We start from the raw sequence: 14896 nt of genomic DNA, 5'->3' as shown, positions 1-14896 counted from the left end.
TTATCTCTCCTTAATATAATTATCCTATTATTTTTTAGGCTCTAATCCTACAATTTCATAGATTTTCTTCATATCTAAGCTCTTTCTAACTATATCAGCTAATTTATCAAGCTCCTCTTCTCTTAGTGCTTCATACTTTCCTGACTTTTTAAGATCTAATCCCTTTTCTTTTCTTAGCTTATTTACTAAAGCCTCTCTAAAGGATATTCCATCAAATATTCCATGGATGTAAGTACCCATTATATTTCCCTCTTTATTTATTGCTCCATCGTTACAGCTTACTGTTTCACCATTTCTGCTCACTATTTTGAAAAGTGGGGTTCCTTCTTCTCCATAAGTAGTCTCTCCCATATGAATTTCATATCCATATAAGTCCTCTTTTATATTATCTATGCCTAATATATTTGCCCCTTCTTCTTTAAGCTCTCCATTAATTCTTGTAGTTATCTTTTCCTCATTGAAAACAGTATTAACATCTAAAAGACCAAGTCCCTCTGCTGATTTTATTTTCCCCTCAATTTCGTAAGGATCCTTAAGGGTTTTTCCAAGGATTTGATATCCACCACAAATTCCAATTATATTACCTTCCTTGGAGTAGGATTTTATCTTGTCATAAAGTCCACTTTCCTTTAAATAGTTTAAGTCTCCTATGGTATTTTTGCTTCCTGGTATTACTAGAAGATCTGGATTTTTAAATTCATTTAAGCTAGTTACAAACCTTACTGATACATCTTCTTCATTCTTTAAAGGATCTACATCAGTGAAGTTAGATATATGAGGAAGCATTATAACTGCCACATCTATCTTGTCTGTAACATCTTTCTTTATTTCCATCATTGATCCATCTTCATCTTCTAATTGAAGCCTAAAATAAGGCACTACTCCAAGATTTGGAAGCTTTGTAATATCCTCTAGCATATCTATTCCCGGAGTTAATATATCTATATCTCCTCTAAATTTATTTATTATAGTTCCTTTAACTCTTTTCTTCTCTTCATCAGTTAAAAGCACCATAGTTCCAACTAAGGATGCAAAAACTCCTCCCTTATCTATATCTCCAACTAAAACTACTGGAGCATCTACAAGTTCTGCCATACCCATATTTACTATATCTCTATCTCTAAGATTTATCTCTGCTGGGCTTCCTGCTCCCTCCATTACTATTACATCAAATTCCTTCTCTATTTTTTCAAACTCTTCCTTAAGCATTTTAGAGAATTGTGGTTTTAAGTTATGGTATTCTTTAGCTGAAGAATTACAATATACTTTTCCATTAACAATAACTTGACATTGTACATCTGTAGATGGTTTTAAAAGTATTGGATTCATATAAACTTCTGGTTCAATACCTGCAGCATATGCTTGAAGCACCTGTGCTCTTCCCATCTCTTTTCCATCTAAAGTTATATAAGAATTTAACGCCATATTTTGAGATTTATAAGGACATACTTTAAGTCCATCTTGTTTAAAAATTCTACAAAGAGCTGCAACTAATATACTTTTTCCTACATTAGAACCTGTTCCCTGTACCATTATTTTTGCCATATCTACTTACCACCTTTTTTAGTTTTTCCGTAGCTCATTATGGTTCCATCCATTACATCCTTTATATGATTTACATATATATCTCCAAAGGCACTAATCTCTCCAAGACCATGAAGGTAAGTTTTAACCTTTATTCCCTCAGCCTCTAGCATAGACTTCCATGAATCCTCTTCATCTGAAGCCATATCATTTATAGCGTGATCTCCACAAACCACCATTAAAGGTATTAATGTTACTTCCTTAAGATTTTGCTTTTTAATTCTCTTTAAAACCTCATTAAATCCTGGATATCCTTCTACTGTACCTACAAACACATTATCATAATCTCTATCTTGAAGAACACATTGAATACATCCATATACAGCATTAGCTGAATGGGCTGTACCATGTCCAAAAAGTACTGTTCCTCCTTCTTTTGGTAGAATAGATTCTATAGAATCTATAAATATATGATAATCCTTTGGCAGCTCTTCTATTCCTTCATAAAAGAATACTGGTCTTCCCACTTCTATATATTTAAAATCTTCTTTAAAAGAATTTACAACTTTTAGAACATAATCATATTCTTCTCCTGGAATTATGTGAAGAGGTTGAACTATGATCTCTTCATATCCTTCTTTTTTCATCTCTTCTAAAGCTTCTTCTGGAGTATTTATATGTATATTATCCCTATTTTTGATTTTTTTAATTATTTTATGAGAAGTAAAAGCCCTTTTTATTTCATAATCCTTAAAGCTTTCTTTTATTTTATTTTCTATATTCTCTATGGAATTTTTAAGTGCATCCATGTAGCTTGTACCAAAACTAACTACAAGTATTCCTTTTTTCATTTCTTTTCCTCCTAAATATATTTAAATTCCCTGGAAATTTTAGAATAAAGAGCTGCTTATAATGAGAAGTAATCCTATTTCAACAAGTTCATTATTAGCCCCAAGGGTATCTCCAGTATGCCCTTGTATTACATTATTACAAAATTTACTAAATAAGAGAGTTATAATTAATCCACTTAAAAGAAGTATTAATGATCCATAATAGCCAATTAAAATTTTACCTATAATAAAGGCTGAAATCAATGCCCCCATGAACCTTAAAACAGTAGTATTTCCTATGTAAAGATTACCACTCCCCTTTTCCTTAGCTGGTTTTCCTATTAAGAATAATAATACTGTAAAGGCTCTGGTTATTGACGGAACAACTATAAGTCCATACTCTAATCCCTTAAGTCCCATATAATATACTCCAAGAATTCTTAAAGCTATATCAAAAATTATAGCTATAACTCCAAAAGCTCCAACTCTACTATCTTTCATAATCTCTATGATTTTCTCCTTACTACCCTTAAAGGAGAAAAATCCATCACAGGTATCAGATAATCCATCTATATGAAGTCCTCCTGTTATGAAGACCATAGACAGTACAGTAAAGGTTGCTGCTATAATCATAGGAAAATATGTATTTGTAATTATAAAGATTAAATACTGTATTCCTCCAATTAATGCTCCAACCATTGGAAAATATAGAGTTCCTCTTTTAAAATCCTCCATTTCACAACTTAATGAAATCTTAAGAGGAAGTCTTGTTATAAACTGAGTTATTAATAAAAAGTTGTTAAAAGGTATTTTATATCTCCCAATAGCTCCTAATAGAAATATAACTCCAAGTATTCCTAAATCAATGTATAAATTATTCATTTAAACCCTCACTCTTATCCCTTTATCTTTAAAGGTATTCCACAGGTTACTAAGTACACATCATGACTTAAGGATGCTATATACTGGTTTACAAAGCCTGCTATATCTCTAAATATTCTTGAAAGCTTATTTTCTGGAACTATTCCAAGACCTACTTCGTTAGTGACTAATATAAGTTCTCGTCCTGTATTTTTAACCTCATCTATTAAGAGTTTAAATTGAAGCTTTATATATTCTGAGACCTTATCTATTTCTTCTTGAGTGAGATTATCATAATCCATATGTGTCTTAAACATTAAATTAGTTGTCATTATGGTTACACAATCTAAAAGTATATATTTCTCTTTATAATTTTTTATTTTTTCATGTAAATCTTCATAAGCCTCTAAGGTTATCCACTTAGGATTCCTTCCTCTTATATGCCTATTTACCCTATCTTCCATTTCCTTATCTGTTATTATAGAGGTAGCTATATAGAGAACATCATCAGTACTCCTCAAAAGTTTTTCACTAAATGAGCTTTTTCCGCTTCTACTTCCCCCTGTAACTAAGGTTATCTTACTCATATTTTCCACTCCTAATGTATTTAATTTAAGTTATTCAAAGGAATAATTGAATCTATATAAAAATAGTTATTTTCAAATTTAATTTTTGTTAAGTCTCCATTTCTAGAGGCAAATCTCCAGTAATGATCCAAATTTTCATCTAGCATATAACAGTATATTGCTCTTATAACACCTCCATGGGTAGCTATAAGTACATTGTCATAATCCTTATCTTTCATTTCTTCAATAAACATTTTTACCCTACTATAAAAGGTTTTGAAGCTTTCACCAGAAGGGGGAGTATACCCCTTCCAGTCCTTCATCCAATTGTTATATTCATCTTTAAAAGCTTCATTTATCTCATTAAAAGTTTTACCCTCAAATACTCCAAAATCTCTTTCATTCAATCTTGAATCTTCTATAATATTTTCTTTGTGTCCTATGATCTCTAATGTGTTCTTCGCTCTTTTCTTTTCACTACAAAATATAGCATCGAACTTTAATTTACTTAGTATTTCTTTAAGATAAAGAGCCTGATTTATTCCATTCTCAGTTAAATCACAATCAATAGAGCCATAATAGGTTTTCTTTAAGTTTTCCTCAGTTTCCCCATGTCTTACTAAGTAAATATTCATATTTAAGCCTCTTCTCTAAGCCACTTTGCCATTTCTAAAGAATAATAAGTTATTATTATATCTGCCCCTGCTCTCTTTAACCCAAGAAGCATTTCCGTGGCAATAGCTCTTTCATTAATATATCCAAGCTGCGCTGCTGCCTTTACCATGGAATATTCTCCACTTACGTTATATGCTGCAAGAGGCATATTAAATCTATCCTTAGCCATTCTTATAACATCCATAAATGCCATAGCAGGCTTAACCATTACTATATCTGCACCTTCCTCTATATCAAGCTCTATTTCTCTCATAGCTTCATTAGAGTTTGCTGGATCCATTTGATAACTCTTTCTATCTCCAAACTGTGGTGCTGATCCTGCTGCCTCTCTAAATGGACCATAGAATGCTGAAGCATATTTAGCACTATATGCCATTATAGATACATGGTCATATCCATTTAAATCTAATAGGGTTCTTATAGCTCCAACTCTTCCATCCATCATATCTGATGGTGCTACCATATCAGCTCCTGCCTTTGCATGGGATAAAGCTATCTTAGCTATGTATTCTAGTGATTTATCATTATGAACTCTGTGACCATCTAATATTCCACAATGTCCATGGCTTGTATATTGACACATACAAACATCAGTCATTACAAATAATTCCTTAGATAACTCTTTTATTCTTCTAACAGCCTTTTGAACTATTCCATTATCATTAAAAGCCTCTGATGCGCACTCATCCTTATGATTTGGTATTCCAAATACCATTATTCCCTTTATTTTTAATTCATCCATTTCCTTTATAAGATCATCTAGCATATCTACAGAGTAATGATAGTTTCCTGGAAGAGAGCTTATCTCCTTCTTTATATTTTCTCCCTCAACCACAAATATTGGATATACAAAATCCTCTGGTCTTAAATGGTTCTCACGAACCATAGCTCTTATACTAGCATTCTCTCTTAATCTTCTAGGTCTTTTTAACATTGTTTGTTCCCCCTAAGTTCTAATAATTTTTCTATTATTCCATCTTCAAAATATCTATCACACATAATACCTGAAAGGTCTTCTTTCTCTAACTCTTTTTCAGTTATAGGTCCTATGGCAAGAGATAATTTCTTTTTTAACTTGTCCTTTCCTACCATATTAATCATATTCTTAACGGTAGATGGACTTGTATATAAAACTACATCCACATCATCAAAAGCTCTTTCATTTAAAAGAGGTGGAATTACAGTTTCATAACTATGACAGACAGTGACACTTCTACAAAGATTTTTAAGCTCTTCTTCTAATAATCTACGACTATTCTTAGCACAAGGTATAAACACCTTATGGTTCTCTTGAATTTTACCCTTTAATGCTTCTAATAGACCTTCTTGGGTAAATTCTTCCCCCTTAGTTTTAGCTATTATTCCTCTTTTTCTTAATGCTTCAAAGGTAGCATTACCTATTACAGAAAAATCTGCTTTAATATTTCTTATATCAAAATTCTTATTTATTAAATAATCAAAGAATACATTAACTCCATTAACGCTGGTTAAAATTATGTGATCATAATGCTGAATATTATTTAGATAAGGATCTATAGAACTTTCTCTTTCCCTTATCTCTAAGGAAGGTATCTCTGTAACCTCTCCCCCTAAATCTTTTACTCTACTACTTAAAGATTTAGCTTGTTCCCTGCTTCTTGTTATACATAAATTTAATCCAAAAAGTTCTTTTTTCTCAAACCAGTTTAAACTTTCTCTAAAATTAACTACCTCACCTACCACAATTATGCATGGAGAAGTTAACCCTTCTTCTTTTATTTTATTCTCTGCATCCTTTAATGTGGTGATTACTGTTTTCTGTTTAGAAGTTGTTCCTCTTCTTACAATTCCGCAAGGAGTATCTTGACTTTTACCGTATTTTATAAGATTACTACTTATATCCTTTATATTTTCTACTCCCATTAAGAATATTAATGTTCCAGAAAGCTTTGCCAAGGCTTCATAATTAACCTTAGAAGAAACTGAGGTCATTCCTGTTATCACATGAAAGCTTTGAGATACTCCCCTTTGAGTAACTGGTATACCTGCATAGGATAGAGCTCCTATGGCAGAGGTAACCCCTGGTATTACCTCAAACTCTATATTTTCCTTTATTAGATCTAGTACTTCTTCTCCTCCACGTCCAAAAACATAAGGATCTCCACCTTTTATTCTTCCAACTATATGTCCTTTCTTTGAAAGTCTTACAAGGGATTCATTTATTTCTTCTTGAGTTTTATAATGACAACCTGGTTCCTTACCACAATAGTATATCTCACAATCTTTATTTAAATGCTTTAATATATTTCCGCCAATTAATCTATCATACAAAACAGCAGTACACTTCTCTAAGGATTTCTTAGCCTTTAATGTAAGTAAGTCCTCATCCCCTGGACCTGCCCCTATTATGTATACCTTACTCAAGTTTACCCCTCCTTAATTTTTCTAATATATAAATAAATGTAAGGTTAAGTTTTAAAGTCTTCTATTACCTTATATATAAACCACTTCAAAACTCAACTCTTGAATATGTCTTAAATAACTAAGCTAGTGATTTATTTTCAATTATCATATGATTTATCTATAGATCTATCTCATATAATTTTCAGCTTTTATTATCTTCTCTGCTAGAACCTCTCCAAGTTTTATATTATCCTCTGCATAACCTTCTATATCTTTCTTGATTATCTTATCCCCTATTTGGAATATTCCAACCATATGAAGTCTATCTTTACATAGAGTTCCATAAGCTCCTATAACTATATGACATCCACCATTTAGGGTTCTCATAAAGCTTCTTTCTCCCTCTACACAAATTCTAACTTCCCTATTATCTATGGATTCAAAAACCTCATTATATTCACCTTGCTTTAAAGTCTCTACCCCTAAGGCTCCTTGTCCAACTGAAGGAACAAATTCATAAGGATCAAAATAATCTCTTATTATACACTCCATGCCAAGCCTTTTAAGTCCTGCTGCTGCAAGTATTATTCCATGAAGATTTTCTTTTTCAATCTTATCTATTCTTGTTTGAACATTTCCTCTTATAGGTACTACCTCTATATCTGGTCTTAATACCCTAAGCTGAGCATCACGTCTTATACTTCCTGTTCCAATTCTAGCTCCCTTTGGTAAGTCTTTAAAATCCATTCCATTCATAGAAACAAAGGCATCTCTTGGGTCCTCTCTCTCTGGAATAGCAGTTAGCTTAAAAGCATCCCCTAAAGCAAAGGGCATATCCTTCATACTATGAACTGCTCCATGGGATCTACCATCTAAAAGAGCATATTCTATTTCCTTAGTAAAAACACCCTTACCTCCAATTTTATCTAAGGTTACATCTAATCTTCTATCTCCCTCTGTTTGAAGTTTAACCTTTTCGCATTCTATGTTATTGTTTTTTCTCTTTATATGTTCTATTACCAAATCTGTCTGAGTAATAGCTAGTTTACTCTTTCTTGTAGCTATTTTTACAGTCAAAGATTCCCCCTCCAATTTCTATGTAAGTATTTCTCCGTATTTTTCTATGATAATTCCCCTATGTTTTCCTTCTTTGAAATATTTCTCAAATTCATCACTTACTAAAAAATCAAGAACTTCATTTTTTATTGGATTATCCTTAAGACGTGTCCTTGCAAAATTTATAAATGATATTAATTCATCTCTTTCCTCTACATACTCTAAGAAAACATTAGATATTTTTTTAGATACCTTTGGATTTCCTTCAGTAGTATTTATTGCTATATTGACTTCCTTGCTTTCCACTTGAAATGGTATTATGAAATTTCCTTCTTTAAAATTTTTACAGTTCAAATAAAGCTTATGATTCTCATTACAATCCATTGTTATAGCCTGAATTGTACTATCCTCCCCTATTGCCATTACTATTAAATGTTTATCAAAAATGTAATCCTTTTTATAATATCCTTTAATAAGATGAAGATTTTTATCATCAATATCATTAAAACCTTCTATAAAATTATTAGATACTACAAAAACTGTACATCCTCTTTTCAGAAGTGCTTTAGTCTTTATGAGTCCAGCCTTTCCCCCTCCTATAACCAAAGCTCTTATTCCACTGGATATTAAAGCAATATTCGAAAATTTCATTATTTCCCCTCTCTTATATCCACATAATCATCCTTTATAACCCCTGCTTCACTAAAGGATGCCATATTATGTATTGTATATAGTGCACTCTCTATTATATTAAAGGCAAAGGGACATCCTGACCCTTCCCCTAACCTCATCCTTAGATTTACCATAGGTTCCAATTTCATTTCCTCCATTATGTACCTAGCTCCTGGTTCCTCTGAAATATGAGAGGGAAAAATGTAATCTCTAACCTTAGGGTTTAATCTATAAGCACATAAGGCAGCTACAGAGGATATAAATCCGTCAATTACAATAGGTACTTTCATACTAGCTGCTCCTAAAAATGCACCACAAAGGCCTGCTATATCAAACCCTCCTACTTTACTTAGAACATCTATAACATCATCCTTATTAGGCTTGTTTAACTCTATAGATCTTTTTATAACATTCTTTTTATGATTATGTTGTTCTTTAGTAAGACCTGCTCCCATACCTACTATGTTTTCTGAATCAATATCTAGTAGAGCACTTAAAACAGCTGCTGATGTAGAGGTGTTACCAATTCCCATCTCTCCTGTACCTAAAAGGTCATAGCCCTTAGACACAAGGTCTCTTGTAATCTCTATTCCTGTCTCTATAGCCTTTATGGTTTCCTCCCTTGTCATGGCTGCTTCTATCATCATGTTTCTTGTGCCATATCTTATTTTTCTATTTATAATCTTAGGTAAGCTTATCTCTTTTTTAACCCCAATATCTACTATAGTTAAATCACTACCATAATATCTTGAAAGAGCACACACTCCTGTGGTTCCTTTTGTAAAGTTCTCTGTAACTATAGCTGTAACTTCCTGAGGACATGCTGAAACCTTCTCTTCTACTACTCCATTGTCTCCGCACATTATTATTATAGATTTTTTATTTATTCTCTTAACTGGCTTTTCCTTCATTCCATAAATTTTAATTACTATATCCTCTAGGATTCCAAGACTTCCTATAGGCTTTGAAAGATTGTCAATAAAATTTTTAGCTAAGGCTTCTAATTCTTTATTACTTCCACTTATAGTACTTAAGGTTTCATTAAGTAAATTCATAGCTCCTCCTAATAAAACTGCTAAATATTAAGTTCTTCACTTTAACTTTTTATATGATGGCTAGGAGCTGTAACACCCCCATCTCCTTAAAAGGTGGGGGATAACAGTTGCTACGCCCCTATATTAACTATCTAACCTTCAGATGGTGGAAAGAACACCACCTGAAGGAAGATTCGTTCTATATTTGTTTAATATATAATAAAATTTCTACATATTAGTGAATATCTTCACTAATATGTGTAAATAAACTGTAGGTTAACCTTTAAAATTAAATTACTCCTTGTAGATTTTTAATTCAAATCTTATTTTATATCTTTCTTAAAATATAGAATCTTTAAGAATTTAAATATAAATTAAGATTTAAACTTGAAATCCTATAAGTATTTTTTCAATAAAAAAACACCTAACTTCAAGGGTTAGGTGTTATAAACATAACAAGATTGCTAATTTAACTTTCTTTAAATATAAGCATTAGCTTTTCTCGCCATTAACCTTCCCTCCGAAGGATAGCATAATTATAGGCAGGTCTCCTGACTCCGGGGTCATCCTCCTCTCACCTTCCCAATTGACTAATCAGTGGTTCTGAGATTCGTATCCCTATACAGTAGCGGGGGCTGTAGTGGATTTTAACCACTTTCCCTTTTAAACTTATTTATAATAAGTACCTAAAACTACATATTCTCTTTTCTTTAATTATATATTACCAATTCATAAGATTCAATTGAAAATTGAAATAAAGTTTTTATTATATGAATATTCCCCTATATTCCCCTATATTTCCACCTTATTTTCAGCTAATTTCTTCGTTGATTCTTTTTATTTTTACTTAAATAGTTTATATTTTAAACTTACTCAGTCCGTGGTTACAGTAAAATATAAAACTATAAAAAACTAAAGTTAACTTTTTACTAGATAAGTTTACCTCTATTAAATTAATCAACTTCAATAAAAAAAATTTAGCTGTTCTAAGAAATTAATTACCCTAAATTCCATTCAATCTGTACTACAAGTCTATAATATTATATATTAATTTCATATTAATGAAGGATTTACCTAATTGCTGTTGAATTACTTTAAAGTCCTATTATTACTATTTTTACTTTACCTTCTACTTTAAGTAATAGATTATAACTATTATAATCTAACCATTTATAATAGTTAAAGCTTATAGGATTACTATGTGAATTCTTAAGTTATACATTAGTGGCAATTATAATTTAAATTTCTAAAATCAAACTTCTGAAAAACAATAATTTTAATAGTATAATTTGACTTTCGTAAGAATTTTAAATTTTATTGCAAAAATTAATTTTTAAGGGGGATTAGCTGTGGTATTTACTTCAGTAATATTCTTATTTTTATTTTTACCTTTAACATTAGTAGTATATTATTTATTACCTTCGTTAAAACTTAAAAATCTTTGGCTTCTTATAGTTAGTTTAATATTCTATGCTTGGGGAGAACCTAAATTCGTTATTATAATGATAGGAGAAATAATTATAAATTATTTTTTAGCTCTATTAATAGATAAGTTTAAGGAAAGAAAAAGCATAAAACTATTTTTTATGCTTTCTACTGTTGTCATCGATATTGGGATATTATGCTTTTATAAATATATAAACTTCTTATTTATCAATATAAACAAGCTTAGTTCCATATTAAATATTGATGTAAACCTTAATATTTTAAATTTAACCTTACCTATTGGTATATCCTTCTTTACTTTTCAAGCTCTATCTTATGTTATTGATGTTTATAGAAAAGAAGTTCCTGTTCAAAAGAACATATTAAATCTAGGACTTTATATTTCATTATTTCCTCAATTAGTGGCTGGTCCCATAGTAAGGTATATAGATGTAGAGACGGAAATCCTTAAAAGAAATCACAAATTTGATGATTTCTATATGGGTATTCGTAGATTTATTATTGGATTTTCAAAGAAAATCTTAATTGCAAATACCCTTGGCAAAACTGCTGATATCATGTTTTCTAATGTGGATAACTTAAATGCTGCTTCCTCTTGGTTTGGTATAATATGTTATTCCTTTCAAATATATTATGATTTTTCAGGATACTCTGACATGGCTATAGGTCTTGGCCATATGTTTGGTTTTACTTTTAAAGAAAACTTTAACTACCCCTATATAGCTAAGGGAATTCAAGATTTTTGGAGACGTTGGCATATATCACTATCTACTTGGTTTAGAGATTACTTATATATTCCTCTAGGTGGTAATAGAAAGGGCCTTAAACGTACTTATTTGAACTTGTTTATTGTTTTCTTTGCCACAGGTATATGGCATGGTGCTAGTTGGAATTTTATTATTTGGGGATGCTTTCATGGAATGTTTATGATATTAGAGAGATGTAAGATAATAAATATACCTAAAATGAATCCTATCTTAGCTAGAACATATACACTATTAGTGGTTATGGTAGGTTGGGTATTCTTCAGAATAGAAGGCTTTAGAAATAGTATAGAAGTTATAAAATCTTTATTCTCACTATCTTCATTTAATATAAACTCTATACTTCATACATTAAACAAAGAAGTAATTATTATGCTTATTATGGCTTTAATTTTCTCAATGCCTATTGTGAAATATTTTAATAAATTTATAGAACCTAAATATAAAAAAATATCTTCTATTCTTTATCTGATACAAGATATCTTTATTTTCTTTATTTTTATTATTTCTATTACATACATGATTGCATCAAGTTACAACCCATTTATATACTTTAGATTTTAATTCTTAGGAGGTGTTATTTATATGATAAATTCTACTTATAAAAAAATAGTTATATTAATATTTATGTTAATTATAATTACTCCTTTAACATTAACTTTAATAAATCCTAAGGAAATTAATTTATCCAATGAGGACATAATAAAAAAGCCAAGTTTATTTGAAAATAATAAAATAAATAAGAACTATACTAAGGATTTTGAAAACTTCATTTCTACTAATTTCACTAGCCGAGATAAGTTTATAGAGGCTAACTCCTTATTAAGATATAAGCTTTTTGATTTAGGAGCTAGTGATAAGGTTATAATTGGTGAAAATCAATGGATGTATCTTAGTGATACATTAGAACAGTATTCAGGTACAAAGACTTATAATGAAGATACTCTAAAAAAATTTAAAATTAATTTAGAGGAAAAAAATAAATTTCTTAATAAAAATGGCATAGAGATGTTGGTAGTTATAGCCCCAAATAAAAATAGCATATATCCTCAATATATGCCTCTTAATAAACCTAAAATAAGAAATAGGAATTCTACTGATGAGTTTTTTACCTATATGAAAAATAATTCTGATGTGAACATATTAGATTTACGTAAAGATCTTATAGATAGTAAATCAAAAGAAGAACTATATCACAGAACAGATAGCCACTGGAATCATATTGGTGCTTCTCTTGCGTATAAAAGGATTATCGAAGAGAGTAGCAAACTACTTCCTGAATATAACCTAAAACCTTATAACATAGAAATAGATTATAATCAGAATGATTCAAAACTTAAGGGAGATCTTTCCTCTATGTTACTCCTTGATAAACACATTAGTGATAATTCTACTTCTATAAAAAATAAAGTTAATTATGAATATAAAGCTTATCATGATCACGATAAAGAAATAAGAACAGCCTCTTATGATAAGACTCTACCTAAGGCAGTAATATTTAGAGACTCCTTCTCCATATATCTTCAACCACTATTATCTCAAAACTTTAGTGAAGCTTTGTATATATGGGGTACAAGATATGGTGATCTTGAGGATGATTATTTTAATAAGGATATAATTCTTAATAATAAGCCTGATATTGTTATCATAGAAATAGCTGAAAGGCTTATGGATGGACTTACCATGGATTTTCATCAGTAGTACTACAACATAAACTTCAAAAATGAATCATTATTACATACCTTTAATATAAGGTAATGTATTGTAGTATAAAATCAATTTTAAAACCCAAAATTTATTAGCCACTTAGATAAATTAAATTTATAATTTATCTTAATTATGTAGAAAGTACTATGAATATACCTAATTTCATAGTACTTTTTACTCTTATAAAAATGAAATTTTAAACTTTTCCCAAAATTAAATCAACCTTAGTTGTTCCTTACCCTGCTCTTCTTCTATAAAAAAATCTATTTTACTATTTATGTCCATAATTCTTTCTATGGTAATATTATTATTTAAATAATCACCTTGAATTTCTTTTGGTATCACTATAGGCTTTCTATGATGTATCTTTGCCATAGCACCATTAGCTTCTGTTGTTATTACTGTAAAAGCATTATAGGTAGTTTCCTTATTATCTACAAATCCACTATATATTCCACCAAGAAGCATAGGCTCATTATTTTTTAATTTAACCTTATACTTAATTCCATTCTTCCATTCATAAAATCCGCTGGTAGGAACAATTAATGTTCTTTCCTCAAAGGACTTACTAAATAGAGGCTTTGACATTAAGGTTTCTCCTCTAGCATTTATTACATTTACATTGTTTAAAGGAAATCCCCACTTCATAGGCATATATCCCTTCTTAGTTATAACTATAGACTCTTCTCCTGGAAACCTTTCCCCTTGAAACATCTCTAACTCTTTTTTAAATGTATTAAGATTTATAAAGTATCTTCCGCACATAATATCACCTACCTTCTTCATTGGCTGTGTATTAGTATATATTCTTACCTTTTAATCATTTGTTTTTCTTTTGTATTTTTTATTACTAAATAAGCTTCTGTAATAACAATAGTTATACATATAATTATTACTGTTAATACTGGATAAAACCTTTCATTAAGTATATATGTTCCTAAAGGACTTATACTAATAAGAAAAGAAATAATATAGATATTTATATATATAGTTTCATTATAAATAAAATAGACTTGCATTTAAATACAAGTCTTTAAAATTAAATATAATATTATTTATTCTCTAAGCACGTCTCACATTTTCCACAGCTACATATTTTTCTTAAGGAATTTCCAAAATTATGTGATATAAAACAAAAATCATCATTCTTATATTTCTTTACTAAAGAAGATATTAGAATAATTACTATTAACAAAAATATCATCTAATCCCTCCATAAGGTAATATGATTTAATAATTTACTAATATATGGTTAGTAGATCCTAATATATTTATAAAGCTCTAAGTTATAAATATATATTATTCTTTATTCTAAATATATATAATATATTTCTTATTAAAATCTTATAACTTAAACTTAATCTACTATGATATATTAT

At 29.8% G+C, this 14896-nt stretch carries 14 protein-coding genes and 1 riboswitch; of the genes, 2 read left to right on the top strand and 12 right to left on the bottom strand.

Annotation, left to right across the window (positions count from 1 at the left end):
- Positions 1–27 precede the first annotated feature (27 nt).
- The 10 genes from AB2369_RS00960 to cobT all read right to left on the bottom strand — a co-directional run bounded on the left by AB2369_RS00960 (position 28) and on the right by cobT (position 9621).
- Entirely contained in the window at positions 28–1545 is a 1518-nt protein-coding gene (locus tag AB2369_RS00960; RefSeq protein WP_367664596.1) for a cobyric acid synthase, read from the bottom strand.
- A 2-nt stretch (positions 1546–1547) separates the two neighbouring features.
- Positions 1548–2375, bottom strand: a complete 828-nt coding sequence (locus AB2369_RS00955; RefSeq protein ID WP_367664595.1) for a sirohydrochlorin cobaltochelatase — start codon at positions 2373–2375, stop codon at positions 1548–1550.
- Positions 2376–2414: 39 nt separating this feature from the next.
- Positions 2415–3236, bottom strand: a complete 822-nt coding sequence (cobS, locus tag AB2369_RS00950) for an adenosylcobinamide-GDP ribazoletransferase (protein WP_367664594.1) — start codon at positions 3234–3236, stop codon at positions 2415–2417.
- Positions 3237–3250: 14 nt separating this feature from the next.
- A complete protein-coding gene (gene cobU / locus AB2369_RS00945) occupies positions 3251–3811 on the bottom strand; it encodes a bifunctional adenosylcobinamide kinase/adenosylcobinamide-phosphate guanylyltransferase (RefSeq protein WP_367664593.1) in 561 nt (186 codons plus the stop codon).
- 11 nt (positions 3812–3822) lie between these two features.
- A complete protein-coding gene (gene cobC / locus AB2369_RS00940; protein ID WP_367664592.1) occupies positions 3823–4416 on the bottom strand; it encodes an alpha-ribazole phosphatase in 594 nt (197 codons plus the stop codon).
- A 2-nt stretch (positions 4417–4418) separates the two neighbouring features.
- The gene (gene hemB, locus AB2369_RS00935) at positions 4419–5390 is read right to left on the bottom strand and encodes a porphobilinogen synthase (RefSeq protein ID WP_367664591.1); all 972 of its coding nucleotides are present in this window, start codon (positions 5388–5390) and stop codon (positions 4419–4421) included.
- The gene (gene cobA / locus AB2369_RS00930; protein WP_367664590.1) at positions 5384–6859 is read right to left on the bottom strand and encodes a uroporphyrinogen-III C-methyltransferase; all 1476 of its coding nucleotides are present in this window, start codon (positions 6857–6859) and stop codon (positions 5384–5386) included. The genes hemB and cobA overlap by 7 nt, the downstream gene beginning before the upstream one ends.
- Before the next feature lie 165 nt (positions 6860–7024).
- On the bottom strand, positions 7025–7915 hold the full coding sequence (gene hemC / locus AB2369_RS00925) for a hydroxymethylbilane synthase (protein WP_367664589.1): 891 nt from the start codon (positions 7913–7915) through the stop codon (positions 7025–7027).
- Between the two features lie 18 nt (positions 7916–7933).
- Positions 7934–8545: an NAD(P)-dependent oxidoreductase gene (locus tag AB2369_RS00920; RefSeq protein WP_367664588.1), complete on the bottom strand. Its 612-nt coding sequence runs from the start codon at positions 8543–8545 to the stop codon at positions 7934–7936.
- On the bottom strand, positions 8545–9621 hold the full coding sequence (gene cobT / locus AB2369_RS00915; RefSeq protein ID WP_367664587.1) for a nicotinate-nucleotide--dimethylbenzimidazole phosphoribosyltransferase: 1077 nt from the start codon (positions 9619–9621) through the stop codon (positions 8545–8547). The genes AB2369_RS00920 and cobT overlap by 1 nt, the downstream gene beginning before the upstream one ends.
- 502 nt (positions 9622–10123) lie before the next feature.
- A riboswitch (cobalamin riboswitch) is annotated at positions 10124–10305 on the bottom strand.
- A gap of 644 nt (positions 10306–10949) precedes the next feature.
- On the opposite strand from cobT, the gene AB2369_RS00910 reads away from it, so the two are divergent.
- Positions 10950–12374: an MBOAT family protein gene (locus tag AB2369_RS00910; RefSeq protein WP_367664586.1), complete on the top strand. Its 1425-nt coding sequence runs from the start codon at positions 10950–10952 to the stop codon at positions 12372–12374.
- Between the two features lie 21 nt (positions 12375–12395).
- Positions 12396–13511 (top strand): hypothetical protein, encoded by a 1116-nt coding sequence (locus AB2369_RS00905; protein WP_367664585.1) that lies wholly within the window; start codon positions 12396–12398, stop codon positions 13509–13511.
- A gap of 219 nt (positions 13512–13730) precedes the next feature.
- Here the strand turns inward: AB2369_RS00905 and AB2369_RS00900 are convergent, their stop codons facing one another.
- Positions 13731–14303 carry an SOS response-associated peptidase family protein gene (locus tag AB2369_RS00900; protein WP_367664584.1) on the bottom strand — a complete coding sequence of 191 codons (573 nt, stop codon included), beginning with the start codon at positions 14301–14303 and terminating at the stop codon, positions 13731–13733.
- 265 nt (positions 14304–14568) lie between these two features.
- Entirely contained in the window at positions 14569–14721 is a 153-nt protein-coding gene (locus AB2369_RS00895; RefSeq protein ID WP_367664583.1) for a hypothetical protein, read from the bottom strand.
- Positions 14722–14896 lie beyond the last annotated feature (175 nt).

Origin of the sequence: Clostridium sp., assembly GCF_040797585.1 — a bacterium.
In the GTDB taxonomy this organism is placed as follows: domain Bacteria; phylum Bacillota; class Clostridia; order Clostridiales; family Clostridiaceae; genus Clostridium_Z.
The sequence above is the reverse complement of the archived record's forward strand: the minus strand, read 5'-3'. Positions and strand labels throughout refer to the sequence as shown.

Bases quoted from the DNA above. Each gene is read 5' to 3' on its own strand.
- cobT (WP_367664587.1), bottom strand. From the start codon at position 9,621: ATGAATTTACTTAATGAAACCTTAAGTACTATAAGTGGAAGTAATAAA.
- AB2369_RS00920 (WP_367664588.1), bottom strand. From the start codon at position 8,545: ATGAAATTTTCGAATATTGCTTTAATATCCAGTGGAATAAGAGCTTTG.
- AB2369_RS00960 (WP_367664596.1), bottom strand. From the start codon at position 1,545: ATGGCAAAAATAATGGTACAGGGAACAGGTTCTAATGTAGGAAAAAGT.
- AB2369_RS00955 (WP_367664595.1), bottom strand. From the start codon at position 2,375: ATGAAAAAAGGAATACTTGTAGTTAGTTTTGGTACAAGCTACATGGAT.
- AB2369_RS00900 (WP_367664584.1), bottom strand. From the start codon at position 14,303: ATGAAGAAGGTAGGTGATATTATGTGCGGAAGATACTTTATAAATCTT.
- cobS (WP_367664594.1), bottom strand. From the start codon at position 3,236: ATGAATAATTTATACATTGATTTAGGAATACTTGGAGTTATATTTCTA.
- hemB (WP_367664591.1), bottom strand. From the start codon at position 5,390: ATGTTAAAAAGACCTAGAAGATTAAGAGAGAATGCTAGTATAAGAGCT.
- AB2369_RS00895 (WP_367664583.1), bottom strand. From the start codon at position 14,721: ATGATATTTTTGTTAATAGTAATTATTCTAATATCTTCTTTAGTAAAG.
- cobC (WP_367664592.1), bottom strand. From the start codon at position 4,416: ATGAATATTTACTTAGTAAGACATGGGGAAACTGAGGAAAACTTAAAG.
- AB2369_RS00905 (WP_367664585.1), top strand. From the start codon at position 12,396: ATGATAAATTCTACTTATAAAAAAATAGTTATATTAATATTTATGTTA.